Origin of the sequence: Magnetospirillum sp. WYHS-4 (assembly GCA_039908345.1) — a bacterium.
GTDB lineage: Bacteria > Pseudomonadota > Alphaproteobacteria > Rhodospirillales > GLO-3 > JAMOBD01.
The window spans coordinates 49,800-65,755 of the sequence record JAMOBD010000002.1; the positions used below are offsets into that span (position 1 = coordinate 49,800).

14 protein-coding genes are annotated in these 15,956 nt (G+C 65.3%); 3 read left to right on the forward strand and 11 right to left on the reverse strand.

The features are described 5' to 3' along the window. Nucleotides 1–90: 90 nt before the first annotated feature. Nucleotides 91–1,623: an acyl-CoA carboxylase subunit beta gene (locus H7841_01490; protein ID MEO5335555.1), complete on the reverse strand. Its 1,533-nt coding sequence runs from the start codon at nt 1,621–1,623 to the stop codon at nt 91–93. Nucleotides 1,624–1,971: 348 nt separating this feature from the next. Between H7841_01490 and H7841_01495 the strand changes: the two genes are divergently transcribed. Then, entirely contained in the window at nt 1,972–2,358 is a 387-nt protein-coding gene (locus tag H7841_01495; protein ID MEO5335556.1) for a helix-turn-helix domain-containing protein, read from the forward strand. On the opposite strand, the gene H7841_01500 is transcribed toward H7841_01495, so the two are convergent. Beyond that, nucleotides 2,355–5,966 (reverse strand): N-6 DNA methylase, encoded by a 3,612-nt coding sequence (locus H7841_01500; GenBank protein ID MEO5335557.1) that lies wholly within the window; start codon nt 5,964–5,966, stop codon nt 2,355–2,357. The two genes, H7841_01495 and H7841_01500, sit on opposite strands and share 4 nt — an antisense overlap. 104 nt (nt 5,967–6,070) lie before the next feature. Next, nucleotides 6,071–6,535 carry a CYTH domain-containing protein gene (locus tag H7841_01505; protein ID MEO5335558.1) on the reverse strand — a complete coding sequence of 155 codons (465 nt, stop codon included), beginning with the start codon at nt 6,533–6,535 and terminating at the stop codon, nt 6,071–6,073. An 86-nt stretch (nt 6,536–6,621) separates the two neighbouring features. On the opposite strand from H7841_01505, the gene H7841_01510 reads away from it, so the two are divergent. Continuing rightward, entirely contained in the window at nt 6,622–7,080 is a 459-nt protein-coding gene (locus H7841_01510; protein MEO5335559.1) for a hypothetical protein, read from the forward strand. An 11-nt stretch (nt 7,081–7,091) separates the two neighbouring features. Further along, on the forward strand, nt 7,092–7,601 hold the full coding sequence (locus tag H7841_01515) for a hypothetical protein (protein MEO5335560.1): 510 nt from the start codon (nt 7,092–7,094) through the stop codon (nt 7,599–7,601). Here H7841_01515 and lpxB read toward each other — a convergent pair. The 8 genes from lpxB to rseP are packed head-to-tail and all read right to left on the reverse strand — an operon-like array spanning nt 7,542 to nt 15,948. Continuing rightward, complete coding sequence (gene lpxB, locus H7841_01520; protein ID MEO5335561.1) at nt 7,542–8,723, reverse strand: lipid-A-disaccharide synthase; 1,182 nt, start codon at nt 8,721–8,723, stop codon at nt 7,542–7,544. The two genes, H7841_01515 and lpxB, sit on opposite strands and share 60 nt — an antisense overlap. Further along, nucleotides 8,720–9,553, reverse strand: a complete 834-nt coding sequence (gene lpxI, locus H7841_01525; protein MEO5335562.1) for a UDP-2,3-diacylglucosamine diphosphatase LpxI — start codon at nt 9,551–9,553, stop codon at nt 8,720–8,722. Before lpxI ends, lpxB begins: the two co-directional genes overlap by 4 nt. Further along, the gene (gene lpxA / locus H7841_01530; GenBank protein ID MEO5335563.1) at nt 9,540–10,346 is read right to left on the reverse strand and encodes an acyl-ACP--UDP-N-acetylglucosamine O-acyltransferase; all 807 of its coding nucleotides are present in this window, start codon (nt 10,344–10,346) and stop codon (nt 9,540–9,542) included. Before lpxA ends, lpxI begins: the two co-directional genes overlap by 14 nt. Nucleotides 10,347–10,350: 4 nt before the next feature. Continuing rightward, on the reverse strand, nt 10,351–10,809 hold the full coding sequence (fabZ, locus tag H7841_01535; GenBank protein MEO5335564.1) for a 3-hydroxyacyl-ACP dehydratase FabZ: 459 nt from the start codon (nt 10,807–10,809) through the stop codon (nt 10,351–10,353). A gap of 3 nt (nt 10,810–10,812) precedes the next feature. Continuing rightward, complete coding sequence (lpxD, locus tag H7841_01540) at nt 10,813–11,838, reverse strand: UDP-3-O-(3-hydroxymyristoyl)glucosamine N-acyltransferase (GenBank protein ID MEO5335565.1); 1,026 nt, start codon at nt 11,836–11,838, stop codon at nt 10,813–10,815. A gap of 5 nt (nt 11,839–11,843) precedes the next feature. Further along, on the reverse strand, nt 11,844–12,467 hold the full coding sequence (locus H7841_01545; protein ID MEO5335566.1) for an OmpH family outer membrane protein: 624 nt from the start codon (nt 12,465–12,467) through the stop codon (nt 11,844–11,846). A 26-nt stretch (nt 12,468–12,493) separates the two neighbouring features. Continuing rightward, nucleotides 12,494–14,761, reverse strand: coding sequence for an outer membrane protein assembly factor BamA (gene bamA, locus H7841_01550; protein MEO5335567.1), 2,268 nt, complete (start codon nt 14,759–14,761; stop codon nt 12,494–12,496). Nucleotides 14,762–14,793: 32 nt separating this feature from the next. Continuing rightward, nucleotides 14,794–15,948 carry an RIP metalloprotease RseP gene (rseP, locus tag H7841_01555; protein MEO5335568.1) on the reverse strand — a complete coding sequence of 385 codons (1,155 nt, stop codon included), beginning with the start codon at nt 15,946–15,948 and terminating at the stop codon, nt 14,794–14,796. Nucleotides 15,949–15,956: the final 8 nt, after the last annotated feature.

Here is a 15,956-nt window from a genome sequence, read left to right on the forward strand (position 1 = left end):
CCCTCGCCGGGCGCTCGCTCCGCTCGCTTGGCCGCGGCCTCAATGGCCGCTCGATACCGGCCAACGAATCCGTTCGAGTGTTGGCCGGTATCACAGGGGGATGTTCCCGTGCTTCTTCCACGGATTCTTCAGTTCCTTGTTTTTGAGCATGCGCAAGCTGCGGCAGATGCGCAGGCGCGTGCTGTGCGGCATGACGACGTCGTCGATGAACCCGCGATGGCCGACGATGAAGGGATTGGCGAAGCGCTGGCGATATTCCTCGGTGCGCTCGGCGATCTTGGCGGGATCGCCGATGTCGCCGCGGAAGATGATCTCCACCGCGCCCTTGGGGCCCATCACCGCGATTTCGGCCGAGGGCCAGGCGAAATTGACGTCGCCACGCAGGTGCTTGGAACTCATCACGTCGTAGGCGCCGCCGTAGGCCTTGCGGGTAATCAGGGTGACCTTGGGCACGGTGGCTTCCGCGTAGGCATAAAGCAGCTTGGCGCCATGCTTGATGATGCCGCCGTATTCCTGGGCGGTGCCGGGCAGGAATCCGGGCACGTCGACGAAGGTGACGATGGGGATGTTGAAGGCGTCGCAGAAGCGCACGAAGCGCGCCGCCTTGGTCGAGGAATCGATATCCAGGCAGCCGGCCAGCACCATGGGCTGATTGGCGACGATGCCCACCGTCGAGCCTTCCATGCGGCCGAATCCGACGACGATGTTGCCGGCGTAGCCGGGCATCAATTCGAAGAAGTCGCCTTCGTCCACGACCTTGAGGATCAGTTCCTTCATGTCGTAAGGCTTGTTGGGATTGTCGGGAATCAAGGTATCCAGCGACATCTCCACCCGGTCGGCGGCGTCCTCGGTGGGCCGGAGGGGCGGCTTCTCGCGGTTGTTGGCGGGCAGGAAGTCGACGAAGCGGCGAAGATAAAGCAACGCCTCGATGTCGTTGGCGAACGCCCGGTCGGCGACGCCGGACTTGGTCGTATGGGTGATGGCGCCGCCCAGTTGCTCGTGGGTCACCTCCTCGTGGGTCACGGTCTTGACCACGTCCGGGCCGGTGACGAACATGTAGGAGGTGTCTTCGACCATGAAGATGAAGTCGGTCATGGCCGGGGAATAGACCGCACCGCCGGCGCAGGGCCCCATGACGATGGAAATCTGCGGAATGACGCCGGAAGCGACGACGTTGCGCTGGAACACCTCGGCATAACCGGCCAACGAAGCGACTCCTTCCTGGATGCGGGCACCGCCGGAATCGTTGAGCCCCACCACGGGGGCCCCGACCTTCATCGCCTGGTCCATGATCTTACAGATCTTCTCGGCGTGGGACTCGGACAGCGAACCGCCCAGCACGGTGAAATCCTGGCTGAAGACGAAGACCAGCCGGCCGTTGACCGTGCCGTAGCCGGTCACCACGCCATCGCCGGGAATGCTCTTGCTTTCCATGCCGAAGTCGCGGCAGCGATGCTCGACGAACATGTCCCATTCCTCGAAGGAGCCGGGATCGAGAAAGACCTCGATACGCTCGCGGGCCGTCAGCTTGCCCTTGGCATGCTGGGCATCGATGTATTTCTGGCCGCCGCCTTTCCGAGCCAGGGTACGCTTCTCGTCCAGTTGCCGAATGATGTCGTGCATGCAGGCTACCCCCTCCGCGTGGCACAGGCGTCGATTCGGAAATAGCATGCCGACGCCGCCCCTGCCAGAGGGAAGATAGGCCCGGAACCCTTGGAATCCCTTGATTCAGAGGTTGCTAATATTCGGCAGGTCCATATTCCGCCACGGCTCCTTGGCCAACCGAAGGCATCGACACGCCACCGCCCCCATTCGCGTGTCCACCTTGACCATCCTCACGCTTTCGGCGTACTGAACTCTGGCGTCGGAGAATTTTTTGGTTTAGGGTCGCTTCTGCCAAAGGAACAACGGAAGATAGCAACAATGCCAAAGCGGAAAAGGAAAGAATCCCCCGACCCCATCGATCGCTTCGTGGGCACCCGGATCCGCGAACGCCGGGTCGGACTGCGTATCAGCCAGACAAAGTTGGGGGAGGCCATCGGCGTCACCTTCCAGCAGATCCAGAAATACGAGAACGGAGCCAACCGGATCGGCTCCAGCAACCTGTTCAAGGTTGCCCGCGCCTTGGGAGTCGAGGTCAGCTTCTTTTTCGAAGGCATCGACGACTACCTCAAGGACAGCAAGGCCCCGCGCGGGCCGGGGCTCGAAGACGTGCCGCAGGAAGTCCTGGAAGGCGATCCCCTGGCCTCCAGCGAGGGTATCCAGCTGGTCTACAACTACTTCCGCATCGCCAGCCCGGAGGTGCAGAAGCGGCTGTTCGACCTGGTGCGCATCCTGCACGCCAAGGGAAAGGACTAGAGCCGATCCAGAGAAGACGGAATCGGCTCTCCATTCTGCCTTTGGCCGCCCGCCCTCCGGGCGGAGCGATAGTTGGCGTCCAGGCGGGGGGCGAGCAGGAGAAGGGCGGCGATGCGCCGGACCATGGCGCTCACCTCTCGGGCCTCGTCGGGGATGAGCGGCCGGCCCAGCAGGGTCTCCTCGCGGTAGGACAGCCACTTCTTGACCACCTGGTAGCCGCCCAGGGTGTAGGACCAAACCGGTTCGGGCACACCCTGCCAGACGGCCATGTCGTTCAGGTGGACGTCGCGGCAGGTCTCGCCCAGCAGAAGGATGGCGGAACCCAGGGCTTCCCTTTCGGCCGCGGACCAGGGGCGGGCGACGCTGCGGCCGGGACCCGGCATGCAGACTCCGTCCTGTCCGGCCACCCCCCAGCGCGCGCGGAGCGCCAGATCGCCAGGCCCCAAGGACCGCCCTGACCCATCCGCCGCCGCCACCAGGCCCAGGACCCGCAGGGGCGGCCGGGCCAGGCCGGGCAGCGCCGCTTCCGGATCGAGCAAGGCCGCCACCTCCCGCCCCAACGCCGCCGAATCCTCCAGACCGGCGCGGCAGGAAGGCAGGGGGATGCGGGGCCAGTCGAGGCGGGCGCCGTCGGAATTCTCCGCCTCGTAACCGGGCGCGTGCAGGACCGCCACGATATGGTGGAACAGATCTTCCGGTTTCGCTTCCAGATCGGCCAGATAGCGGGCCGCCATGGCCGACAGGTTGGGCGCCGCTTCACCGTCCAGCAAGGATTTTTCCTCGTCGCCTCTCAGATAGAGAGGGAAATAGCTGCCGCCCCGCTCCATCACATGCAGAGACCCGAGATGGCGGGCCACAAAAGGCGCGGGCTTCTCCCGCCGGGCCTGCTGGATACTGCAAAGCCAAAGGTTGGAGGCCCGCAGTTGGCGGACGTACTCGCTTCGCTTCCGGTCCAGCAAGTCGGTGTCGGGGTCCCAGTAGAGCCAGCGCCTGTCGAAGGGCCGGTACCAATAGCGGACGATGGCGCCGCCATGCCAGGCGGTTCCCGGATGGTTGGAAAAATACTCGGTTCGCTTCTCGTCGAGCAGCTTGGTGTCGGGGTCCCAGTAGAGCCAGCGATTGTCGAAAGGCCTGTAGGCGTACCGGACGACGGCGCCGCCATCCCGCCCCCGCCGGAGAAGAAAGTCCCTGGTATCCCTGGCCTTGAAACGCCCGGTATCCTTCATGACCTGCGGGTGGAGGCGGGCCACTTCCTCGTGGGTCAGGGTCGGATCGAAGTACTGGTTCAGGCGGCGTTCCAACTGGGAACGGTCGATGGCAACCAGGAACTGATCCCGACTGGTCTTCACCCCTGGAAACGACACCGGCAAGAGGTCGGTGAGCAGGGGCCAGCGGAAGTATTCGGGGGCGGCGGCGGTGGGCTGGAAGGGCAGGCCCAGTTCGAGGACCGGCGCCACCGGGGTGTAGAGGCTCCGGCCGTCGCGCTCGGCGCCGGACGCCAGGTCCCGGCGCTTGTCCTTGCCCCAGAAATGGCGGAACAGCACTTCCGCCGAACCGGACGGCCCGCCTTCCGGGCGTTTCTTCCGCACCATCGTCGCGATGGCCGTGCCCACCTGGATGCCTTCGCGGTTGAGATCGGTCGAAAAGATGCTGGGATCGGGCCGGCCGTCGGGGGTCAGCTTGCCGGTGCGGTACTTGTCGCCGTTCAGGCAGTCGATGCGGATGGAATCGAACGCCTCCAGGAAGCGTTCCCGCATCCCCGTGTAGGACAGCCCGTCCAGCCAGGAGTAGTTGGAAATCAGGCAGACCACCCCTTCGCCCGTCGCCTCGACGATGCGCCGTTCGGCCATACGGAAGAAGCGGACGTAAAGATCGTTCAATCCCTGCCCTTCCGGCCGGCGCACCCGGCGGGTGGTCCGGTAGGCCTCGCCCAGGGCCATTTCCTCGTCCATCGCCGCCCCGGCGAAGCCGTTGTAGGGCGGGTTGCCGATCACCACCAGAACCGGCTTCTCCCGCTTCACCCGATGGGCCCCATCCCGTTCGTTCTGCAACTCGGGAAAAGGCAGGGACCATTTGTCCCGCTCCGCCTCCTCCCACCCCGTCAGCGCGTTGGTCAGATAGAGCGCGAGCCGCGCCGGCTGGCCGTTCTGCCGGTCCTCCCAGCCGGCCAGCGACACCCCCTCGCCCTCCAGGAACAGGAGGCTCTGCAGGTAGGCCACCACGTAGGGCGCCGGCAGGATTTCGAAGCCGACCAGGCGTTCCGTCGCCGCCTTCTGCAGATCCGCCCGGATCAGGGCGTCGCCGTGCTTCGCCTTGAGCCCGTCGCGGATGCGCCTGAGCACCCCCATCAGGAACGATCCCGTCCCGGCGCAAGGGTCCAGCACGTAGACCCGTTCGTCCGCCAGCCCGTCGGCGATCCCCAGGTCTTCGCGCAACGCCCTGTCCACGCGGGCCACCATGTAGTCCACGACCTCGGGCGGCGTGTACCAAACCCCCAGGTCCTTGCGCAGGCCGGGATCGAAGGCTTCCAGGAACGGTTCGTAGAAATAGGGGACCGCGTGTTCCTCGTCGAAGACCTTGAAGAAGGCGTCCTGGTCGATGCGGCGCAGCACCCCGGCGGCGCAGGACAGCAACTCGAACATCCGCAAGGGGCCCAGGTTGCCCGGACTTCTCGCCTGCTCGAACAGCACGCCCAGGGCGGGCAGGCGATCCATCTGCCAGCTGGCCGAACCGGCGGTGAAGCTGGTCGGCACGAAGTGGTATTCGTCGGCGATCAGTTCGGGCACGATCTTGCCCGCCTCGCCCTCTTCCGCCTTCAGCCGCCAGCGCCGCCACCACAGCACCCACGACGAGAACAGCCCGTAGAACAGGGTCTGCACATAGGTGGAATGGAAGAAATGCCGGCCCTTCTCGCCCTCGAAGCGCATGCCCAGGGTTTCTTCCAGCGCGCGGCGGATCAGTTCCAGGTTCTGGGGCTCCGGGTTCCCCTCCATCTGCCAGAGCGCCTCGCGGGCGTAGGAAGCCAGCAGCCAGGCCACCTCCCGCGGCCGGGAAAGCGGCGCCTCCAGCAGCATGAACCGGGCCAGGAAGGCTTCGAACCGCGCGCCGATGCGCTTCTGCGCCCCCTTGGGATCGGCGCAGAGATCGAAGAAGTTCTCGCCGGACGGCGACAGTTCGAAATCCTCCAGCGCGATGCGCCGCCCGAAGGCGTCCTTGCCCATCACCAGCCAGCGCCGGAGGTTGGTCAGCAGGGTGAGCCCGTATTCCTCCCAATAGCGGAGCGCCTGCTCGGAATGGCGCAGGTGTTCGACCGACTCGCGGGGGGCCTTCACCTCGACCACGCCGCGATCGGGCGGCCGGTCGGGCAGCGGGGCGTCCAGGCTGGCCCCGGCCAGACTGGAATAGAGCATGAAATCGGGCCGTCCGGCCCCCCGGCTTTTCGGCTGCGACAGGCAGAAGACCGGCGGGTCCAGGCGTTGGCCCACAGTACTCAGCAACTGGTGCACCGCCGGATAGTAGGAAGCCTCATCGACCCCCGCACCCGATCGCCGCACCGCCCCAACTTCCCGAAGAAACGCCTCCAGCGCCCCCACCGATGCGGCCTCCATGAAACGCTCGTATACGCATTACATGTAGAGATGGGCGCCTGTCAAACAGGTCTTTGTCATTGGAGTATCAGGACAAGTTTCAGAAATCTATCCGGGTGCGGCCTTCACCAGGCGGTGAAGGGACGACCGACCAAGTAGGAATTGTAATAACGGGGATCGCCGGTGACTTCCTCGCCCACCCAGTCGGGTAAGACGATGGCCTCTTCCGCGTGGCTGAGTTCGACTTCGGCCAGAATCAGGCCCCGGTTGTTTCCCTGGAACTCGTCCACCTCCCAGATCAGGCCGGCGTGGGGAATGCGGTAGCGTACCTTTTCGATCAAAGGCTTCAGACAAAGATCGTCCAGAAGGGCCGTGGCTTCCGCCACCGGAATCGCGAACTCGAATTCGGGTCTGGTCAAGCCGGTTCCGGTTCCCTTGATGGTCAGGAAGCCCTTTTCGCCAGCCGTGCGCACCCGCACCGTGCGTTCGGCGTCGACCGCCAGGTAGCCCTGGCGGTAGGTCGTACCCCCGTCCAGCCCGCGCCAGCTTTCCTTGGCGACCAGGAACTTGCGTTCGATTTCGACACCCATAGCACCGCATTCCATTGTTTTCCCACCATTGAAGCATACCCCCATTCCCCGATAAAGTGGGGGAGAGAACATCATCGGGGTCTGGCATGGGCGGGACGGAAGGTGGAGTCGAACGGAGGCTGGTTCTCCGGCTCCTCGGGCACTGGCGGGCGGCGGCCGAAGGCCGGCCTTTGCCCACCTTCGCTGCCCTGTCGGCGCGCGATCTCGAAGATATCCGGCCCGCGCTGTTCCTGCTGCGCCTGCGGCGCGACCGCGAACCCGTCGTCGAAGGCGCAGGCCGCACCCTTACCCTTGATCTCGACGGATCTCCGATCGGCTTGGCCGTCTCGGCCGTCCCGGCGGCAAGTCTGCTGGGCCAGGCGACCGCCTATTACGAACAGGTCTTGGAAAAGGGGGTCCCCATCTCGCATGGAGGAAACTTTGTTGACGCCAGCGGCTGTACCGTGAAGTTCCGCGGTATCATCCTGCCCCTGGACGATGGCAGGGGAGCCATCGGCTACCTGATCGGCGCCGCCAATTGCAAGATCCAGCCGCCGGACGCGTAGGGGAAAGGGCCATGGCCGACACCGCCTACGAGGTCCATTCCCAGGTCGAGGGAAAGTGGCGGATGGAATCCGTCTATGACGAACGGGAACTGTCCATCGCCTCCGCCGCGATGCTGATCGAAGATCGGGCCAATATCGCCGCGGTGCGGGTGGTCGAACTCGTACCGGTCCCCGGCGGCAAGCCCAAGGGCAAAATCATCCACCGTATCGACAGGGATGGGACCGTCCGCGCCGTACCGGCCAAACCCAAGACGGCTCCGGTCCCACGCCCGGCGGCGACACCGGTCATCCCCAATCTGCCCCGCCGCCCTATTCCGCAACAAGCTCCCCGTCCGGCGGCCAAGCCGATCCCGTCCGTGCCGGCCAAGGACGCCGCGCGCCGCCCCCCTTCGGCCGCAGCCAAGACCAAAGCCTCGCGCATCAGCACCCAGATCATCCTCTACATCCTGGTGATCGGGGGATTAGGTCTCGGCGCCCTGGCCGCCATCACCTTCGCCAAGCAACTGATTCGCCTGTTGTAGCACCGCGCGCGCCGCGCGGTCGCCTGGAGACACCCCGCCACGGCCCAGCATCGCCAAGGCCAGACCGCCGGCATCCCGTTGCGCTTGGCGGGCCGCCTCGTCATCCAGCAGACTCCGCAGTTCGTCGGCAAGCCGGTCGGGCGAGCACGCCTCCTGCAGCAGCTCGGGCACCGCGCCCCGGTCCAAAAGGATATTGACCAGGTTGACCCAGCGCACCCGGATCAGGCGCCTGGCCAGCCAGGCGGTCAGGCGGTTGACCCGATAGGCGACGACCGTGGGCGTGCCGGCCAGGGCCAGTTCCAGGGCGACCGTTCCCGATGCCGCCAGGGCCGCATCGGCAGCGGCGAAGGCGTCGTATTTTTCCGCCTGCCCGTCCACCACCACGGCCGGTACCGGCCATGTGGCCCGTCGTACCGTCGCGGCGACGTTGGCCACCGTCGGCACCACCACCCGCAGGTCGGGATGGCTGGCACGCAGGCGTTCCAGAGTCGCGGCAAAAACCGGCAGCAGACGCATCACCTCCCCCTGGCGGCTGCCCGGCAGGACGCAGAGCAGCGGCGCCGACGCCGGAATACCGTGGGCGGCGCGGAAGCGCGCCCCGTCGCCCCGGTCGGCCCCGCTTTCCACCACCGGATGGCCGACGAAGGTGCAGCCGAGGCCTTCACGTTCGAACCAGGGCGGTTCGAAAGGCAGAAGCACCAGAAGGTGGTCGAGGAAGCGGGCGATCTTGCGCGCCCGCCCCGGCCGCCAGGCCCAAACCGTGGGCGCCACGTAGTGGATCAGGGGAATCCCCTTGCCCTTCAACTTTCGGGCAACCCGGAACGAGAAGTCGGGAGCGTCGATGGTCACCAGGGCGGCGGGGCGCAAGCGCTCCACCTCGGCCGCCGTCTGGCGGATGCGGCGGACCAGATTGGGCAGGCGCGGCACCACCTCCGCCAGGCCCATCACCGCGAGGTCCGCCATGGGGAAAAGGCTTTCCAGCCCTTCGGCGCACATCCGCTCGCCGCCGACGCCGACGAAGCGGACGTCGGGGCGCAGCTTCCTCAGTCCCGCCATCAGACTGGCCCCCAGGGCATCCCCCGAAGGCTCGCCGGCGACCAGGAAGATCAAGGGGCCGGTCATGGATCGACCCTGACCCCCAGAAGGAACAATCCGGCGGCATCGGCGGCGCGGGCCACGGCCTCGCCATCGACGATCAGGGCGCCGCCCGCCTCCACCGCGATGCCGCGCAATCCCGCGCCATGAGCCTTCCGAACCGTAGCGACGCCGATCGTCGGCAGGTCGGCACGGCCTTCCTGGTTGGGCTTCTTGACCTTGACCAACACGCCGCCGGGGCCTTCCCGGCGCAGGGTCCCCGCACGCTCCAGCATGGCATCGGTGCCTTCCGCCGCCTCGACCGCCAAGACAAGGCCCTGCTGGACCACCGCCCCCTGCCCCACGTCCAGCGCGCCCAGGCCCTTGGCTACCGTCACGCCGCGCGCCACGTCGGCGAGCGCCGCGTCATCCGGCCGCAAGGAGCCAAGGACCCCCTCGCCGGCCATAGAGGAAGGCAACAGACTTTCCACTCCCACCAGAGAGAAGCCTTCGGCTTGTTCCAACTCGCGGATCAGGGCCTTGAGAAGTCCGTCGTCGCCCAAGGCCATAGCCCCTGATTTCAACAGGAATTTCGCGGCCCAGGCATCGGGGCGCAACGCGGCCAGCGATGGACGCCGAATACCGCCGGCCATGACCAGTTCGGCCACCCCGGCGTCGCGCAGCAGCTTCAGGGTGGTCCCCGCCGCCCCTAGACGAACCCAGGCGTGGGGCGCTCCGGCCACGCTCGCCGGGTCGCATTGGCCTTCGAAGGCGATGACGTAATACGGCCGCCCCGAGCGCCGGCAGGCGTCGATCAGGCGGGCCGGCAGGTCGCCGCCGCCGGCCAGGATGCCCAGCTTCGCCTCAGACCCCGTCATCCACGTGGGCGGGCAAGCAGATGCCCCGCTTGGAATCGGCGCGGATGAAGTCCAGGATGTCCATGACCGGTTCGTGGTCCTTGAACAGTTCCGCCACGTCCTCCAGACGCTCCGCCAGGGTGCCTTCCTCGGCGAAAACCAGGCGGTAGGCACGGCGCAGGTCGTGGATCTGCTCGCGCGTGAAGTTGCGCCGCTTCAGGCCGACGATGTTGAGACCCTGCAGCTTGGCCCGGTTGCCGGTCACCGAACCGTAGGGAATGACGTCGTTCTCGATGCCCGAACAGCCGCCGATCATGGCGTGCTTGCCGATGCGCACGAACTGGTGCACGGCCGACAGGCCGCCGACGATGGCCCAGTCCTCGATGGTCACGTGGCCGCCCAGGGTGGCGCTGTTGACCAGGATCACATGGTCGCCGATGCGGCAATCATGGGCGACATGGGCCCCCATCATGAACAGGCAGTCGTTGCCGACCGAAGTCAGCATGCCGCCGCCTTCGGTGCCCGGGTTCATGGTGACGTGTTCGCGGATGACGTTGTTGCGCCCGATCGTCAGTTCCGAGGGTTCGCCCCGGTACTTGAGGTCCTGGGGCGGCGAGCCGATGGAAGCGAAGGGACAGACCCGGCTGTTGGCGCCGATGCGGGTGCGCCCGCCCACGACCACGTGGGAAACCAAGGAAACGCCGTCCTCAAGGACGACATGGGGACCAACCGTGCAGAATGGCCCGATGGAAACGTTCTCGCCTATTGCGGCGCCGGCATCGATCAGGGCAGTGGGGTGAATGGAAGTCGCCATCGGGCTAGCCGTCCACGATCATGGCGGTATAGGTCGCTTCCGCCATGAGCGCGCCGTCGACCCGCGCTTCGCCCTTGAACTTCCAGACCTTGCCCCGGCTGTGCTGCTTGGCGACATGGATGCGCACCGTGTCGCCCGGCCCGATGGGCTTGCGGAAGCGCGCTTCCTCGACGCTCATGAAATAGACCAGCTTGCCTTCGGCATCCGGCCCCATGGTATGGACCACCAGCACGGCGGCCGTCTGGGCCATGGACTCGATGACCAGCACACCCGGCATGATCGGCCGTTCCGGAAAATGGCCCTGGAAGAAATTATCGTTGATGGTCACGTTCTTGATGCCGACGGCGCTTTCGCCCGGCACCACGTCCACCACCCGGTCGATCAGCAGGAACGGGTAACGGTGCGGAATCATCCGCATGATGCGGTTGATGTCGATCACCTGGTTCGCATCGCCGTCCGACATCCGTCAAGCCCCCTTCTTCTTCCTGACCATGCGTTCGATCATCGCCACGCTCTTCAGCCACTCGCGCTGCGGCATGGCGGGCGAACCGCCTACCGTCTCGCCGGGCGCCACGTCGCGCATCACCCCGGCCTGCGCGGCGATGCGGGCGCCGCTGCCGATGGTCAGGTGGCCGGTCAAGCCGGCCTGCCCGGCCATGATGGCGAAGTCGCCCACCGTGGTGCTGCCCGAGATCCCCACCTGGGAGACGATCACGCAGTTGCGCCCCAGGCGGACGTTATGGCCTATCTGGACCAGATTATCAATTTTGGTTCCGGCGCCGATGATCGTATCGGGTCCGGCGCCACGGTCGATGGCGCAGTTGGCGCCGATCTCCACGTCGTCCTCGACGATCACCCGCCCCAGTTGCGGCACCTTGAGATGGCCCTTCGGCCCCATGGCGAAGCCGAAGCCGTCCTGGCCGATGCTGGTCCCCGCATGGATGGTGACGCGGTGCCCCACCAGACAGCAGGCCAGGGCCACCCGGGGACCGATGCGGCAGTCGTCGCCCACCACCACCCCATCGCCGATCACGGCGTTGGCCCCGATCCGGCAGCGGGCGCCGACTTCGGCCCGGGCACCGATCGCCGCCCCGGCATCGACTTGGCAGCCGGCCCCCAGGCGGGCAGTGGGATCGACGGCGGCGACCGGGTGGATACCCGGCACCAGGGCCGGTTCCGGGTGGAAGGCGCGCGCCACCTTGGCGTAGCCATGATACGGCTCACGGGTCACGAGGAGCGCCATGCCCGATGGCGCGAGACGCACCATGTCCGGATGGACCAGACAGGCGCCGGCGCGGCTGTTCCGGAAAGACTCGGTGTAAAGCTTGTTGTCGAGAAAGCCGACATGACGTGGCCCCGCCGTATCGAGGGGCGCCACGTCGTCGAAGGCTAGCCCGGAATCCGCGGTGCCTTCCAGCTCCGCCCCGGCGATTTCCGCCAGCTCGCCAAGAGCCAGCGGACCGGCGGAAGGAAAGAACCGCGGATCGGCCATCCGACTTACTTCTGGCCTTCCTTGGCGGGCTTGGCGGCCCCGGAAGACGGCGCCGGCACAGTCACCACCAAGCTCGGCAGCTTGGTGTCGAGGCGCTTCAGCACCTCCGCCGTCATGTCGAGCGGCTTGACCCAGAAGATCAGAGCCTCGGCCCGCATGATCATGGTGATTTCTTCCTGCTTGGCCAAGTCCACGACGATCTCGTTAACCACGTCCTGGACCTTCTTCATGGCCTCGCCGTCGGCCTTCTCGTAGTCGCGGCTGCGGTCCTGCAGGCGGCGCTGCACGGCACCCAGTTTCTCCTGGAATTTCTTGCTCTCGTCGGCGAAAGCCTCGGGAGACAACAGGGAGCGCTTGCGCTTCAACTCCTGGTCGGCGGCGCGAAGTTGTTCCTCCTCCTTCTGGATGGTCGCCTGGAACTCGGTGCGCTGCTTCTTGATCTGCTCGCGGATGTTCTTGGCCACCGCCGACTTGCGAAGGATTTCCTCGACATTGAGGACGGCGACCTTGACCACGGTGGGCTTGGCGGCGGCCGGAGCCGCGCCTCCCTTGTCCTGGGCCACAGCGGGAGCGGCGAACAGGACGGCGGCGGCCAAGCCGCCCAGAATCAGTTTGGCAAAGGTTTTCAAGGGTCTCTCCTGCCTATAAGGCGTTGCTAGAACTTGGTTCCGAACTGGAACCGGAAGCTTTCGGTCTTGTCGAAGGATTCTTTGAGTATGGGAATGCCGAAGTCGATGCCGATCGGCCCCATGGGGGATGCCCAAGTAACGCCCGCACCGATGGCGGCGCGGATAGCGCCAGTATCGTTGACGACGACGTTGTCGACGCCGCCCTTGCCCGCACTGCCGGCATCCATGAAGATATGTCCCGCCACTCCCAACTCCTCCGGAAGGCCAAGCGGGAAGGCAACCTGGGCGGAAGCCGTGTACATCCACTCGCCACCCAGCGAATCTCCCGTGGACTTGTCGCGCGGCCCGACGCCGCCGATGGCGAACCCGCGCAGGTCGTCGCCACCGACGAAATAGCGATCAATGACGCGAACGTCCTCGCTCAAGCCGACGATATGGCCGACGGCTCCCTTGACGGACAATATCCAGTTCTCGTGGAGTTCGTAGTACTTCGTCCCGTCGATCTTGTTGCGCAGAAAATGCGTGGTCCCCCCCAGGCCCGCGACGTCGTTGGTCAGTCTGACGACGTAGCCTTCGGTCGGCTTCACCTTGCTGTCGCGGCGGTCGTAGGCCAACCCATGGGTGACCTGCGACATGGTCGTGGTTCCCTCCTGCGACTTGATCGCCTGGGAGGCCTTGGCGGCGACGTTGGTCATCTCGCTCTTCGCCAACGTATAGCGCCAGTTCTGCCGCAGGTTTTCGGTGATGGGATACCCGGCACGCAACGCGCCACCCGTCTTCTTGAAATCGTAGGAACTGGTATCCTGGTTGTCCTGGGTAAAGTGGAAGGCATCGACGCCACCCGCCACCTCGCGATCCATGAAATAGGGATCGGTGAAGCCGGCGTCGATCGAGCTTCTCTTGGCCGACAGGGTGAAGTTGGACTTGAGATCATACCCCTTGCCCAAGAGATTGCGCTCGCGCACCCCCACATCGCCCATGGGACCGACCGCCGTCGAATAGCCGGCCCCCAGGGTCAGGGAGCCCGTCGACTTTTCCGCCACATCGACGGCAATCACGGTCTTGTCGGGCGCACTGCCCGGCAACTGCTCGACATTGACCTTCTCGAAGAAGTCGAGGTTCTGCAGACGGGTCTTGGACCGCTTCAGCTTGGCGGAATTGAACGCATCGCCTTCCACCATGCGGAACTCGCGGCGGACCACGTTGTCCACGGTGCGCATGTTGCCCGTGACATCGATGCGTTCGACGAACACTCGCGGTCCTTCGCTCACCTCGTAGACCACGTCGATGATCCGCTTCTCGCGATCCCGGTTGATACGCGGGCGCACGTCGGCGAAGGGCAGGCCCGTGTCGCCGATGGCCATACTCAGGGTATCGAGGGTCTTGTCGATCAGCTTGGCGCTGTACCAATCGCCCGTCTCGATCTCGATCTGGTCGCGCAACATCTGCGGATCGACGTCGCGCAAGCGCACGTCCACGTCCACCTTGCCGAGCGCGTAGCGGTTGCCTTCCTCGACGGTGAAGGTGATGAAAAAGGCCTTGCGGTCCGGGGTCAGTTCGGCGATCCCCGAAACCACGCGGAAATCGGCGAACCCCTTGTCCATGTAAAAGCGGCGCAACAATTCGCGGTCGAGGGTCAGGCGGTCCGGATCGTAGGTATCGTCGGAACTGAACATGCGATACCAGCGGCTCTCCTTCGTACGGACCACCTCGCGCAAGCGGCCATCGCCGAATTCGCCGTTGCCGACGAAGCGCACGCTGCGGACAGCCGTGGGGTCTCCTTCCTCGATTTCGAAGACCAGGTCGACACGGTTCTGAGGCAACTGGATAACCTTGGGCTCGACCGTCGCGGCGAAACGGCCGCTCCGCCGATACAGAGTGAGGACACGCTTCACGTCCTGCTGCACCTTGGCCCGCGTATAAATCATGCGCGGCTTCAGGGTGACTTCCGTCTCCAGATCCTTGTCTTCGAGCTTCCGATTGCCTTCGAAGGCAACCCGGTTGATGACCGGATTCTCCACCACACTGACAACCAGCACGTCACCTTCTCGCTTCAGCGTCACGTCGGCGAACAGGCCGGTGGCGAACAGGCTCTTGAGCGAGCGGTCGATACGGCTGGGTTCGTAGGCGTCGCCGGGCTGGATCAGTAGATAGGAGCGGACGGTGTCCGGCTCGACACGTTGGGCGCCTTCCACCTGAACCTGACGAATGATGCCGCCCGACTGGGCAAGCGCCGCCGTTCCCGGAAGGACCAAGCTCGCGATCAGTACGGCGATTCGAATCAATCCAGTCAAGGCGATCCCCCTGGGTCCCCAGTCGGTCTGATTTATGACAGGAAGTTCTTAATAAACTCGAAAACCCTCAGGTGGACCAAGTCGTTCCAGGTAGCGAAGATCATCAACAGCAATACCAGAATCAGGCCGAAGCGGAAACCGTATTCTTGATAGCGGGCGTCCAGCGGCCGGCCACGGACGGCTTCGGCGGCGTAGAACAGGAGATGCCCCCCATCCAATACCGGAATGGGGAACAAATTGATCAACCCGAGATTGACCGACAGGGCGGCCATGAAGAATACGAGGCTAACGAATCCGCTTTCCGCCATCTTGCCCGACATCTGGGCGATGCGCAGGGGACCGCCCAAATCCTCGGCGTTGCGGGAGCCGCTGACCATGAGGCCGACTTCCTGAAGGATGCGGGTCGCCAAGCCGAAGGATTTCTCCACGGCCATCCAGGAGGCACTCAGGGGATTATGGCGCTCGTAGACCACCCGCGCGGGATCGGGCAGCACGCCCAACAGGCCGACTTCCCGCGTCCGGCCATCCTCGTCCGCCCTGACCGAAGCCTTGGGGACCGCCTGAAGCGTCATCTCGGCCCCGTCGCGCACCAAGCGGAACGACAGGCCTTGGCCGGGATGGGCCGAAACTATGCGCCGCAAGTCCTCGAAGCGGGGCGTCGGTTCGCCATCGATGGCCGTTATCAAGTCGCCCTTCTGGAACCCGGCCTGTTCGGCCGAGCTACCGGGCTGCACTTGGCCGACTCCCGCCTGATGATGGGGATTGCCGACCGTCATGAACATGAGGGCCAACACCGCGATGGCGAACAGGAAATTGGCGATCGGCCCCGCGGCGACGATGGCCGCCCGCTGCCCCAGGCGTTTGTGGTGGAAGGACACGGCCTTCTCGGCGTCGGTCATCGGGGGACGATCGGGGCTTTCCTCGTCGAAATCGTATTCGCCGAACATCTTGACGTAGCCGCCCAGCGGCACGGCACTGAACTTCCAGCGAGTCCCCAGGCGGTCGTTGAAACCGAACAGCTCCGTCCCGAAGCCGATGGAGAAGACCTCGACCTTCACCCCGTTGCGCCGGGCAACCCAGAAGTGGCCGAGTTCGTGCACGAAAACCAGCACGCTGAGCGTAACCAGAAACGGCACGCCGTAGTCCCACAGGTTGCCCAGAAAGCCGGTGATGCTATCCAATCCCATTTCGGGTC

Bases quoted from the DNA above. Each gene is read 5' to 3' on its own strand.
- H7841_01490 (MEO5335555.1), bottom strand. From the start codon at position 1,623: ATGCACGACATCATTCGGCAACTGGACGAGAAGCGTACCCTGGCTCGG.
- H7841_01500 (MEO5335557.1), bottom strand. From the start codon at position 5,966: ATGGAGGCCGCATCGGTGGGGGCGCTGGAGGCGTTTCTTCGGGAAGTT.
- H7841_01505 (MEO5335558.1), bottom strand. From the start codon at position 6,535: ATGGGTGTCGAAATCGAACGCAAGTTCCTGGTCGCCAAGGAAAGCTGG.
- H7841_01510 (MEO5335559.1), top strand. From the start codon at position 6,622: ATGGGCGGGACGGAAGGTGGAGTCGAACGGAGGCTGGTTCTCCGGCTC.
- H7841_01515 (MEO5335560.1), top strand. From the start codon at position 7,092: ATGGCCGACACCGCCTACGAGGTCCATTCCCAGGTCGAGGGAAAGTGG.
- lpxB (MEO5335561.1), bottom strand. From the start codon at position 8,723: ATGACCGGCCCCTTGATCTTCCTGGTCGCCGGCGAGCCTTCGGGGGAT.
- lpxI (MEO5335562.1), bottom strand. From the start codon at position 9,553: ATGACGGGGTCTGAGGCGAAGCTGGGCATCCTGGCCGGCGGCGGCGAC.
- lpxA (MEO5335563.1), bottom strand. From the start codon at position 10,346: ATGGCGACTTCCATTCACCCCACTGCCCTGATCGATGCCGGCGCCGCA.
- fabZ (MEO5335564.1), bottom strand. From the start codon at position 10,809: ATGTCGGACGGCGATGCGAACCAGGTGATCGACATCAACCGCATCATG.
- lpxD (MEO5335565.1), bottom strand. From the start codon at position 11,838: ATGGCCGATCCGCGGTTCTTTCCTTCCGCCGGTCCGCTGGCTCTTGGC.
- rseP (MEO5335568.1), bottom strand. From the start codon at position 15,948: ATGGGATTGGATAGCATCACCGGCTTTCTGGGCAACCTGTGGGACTAC.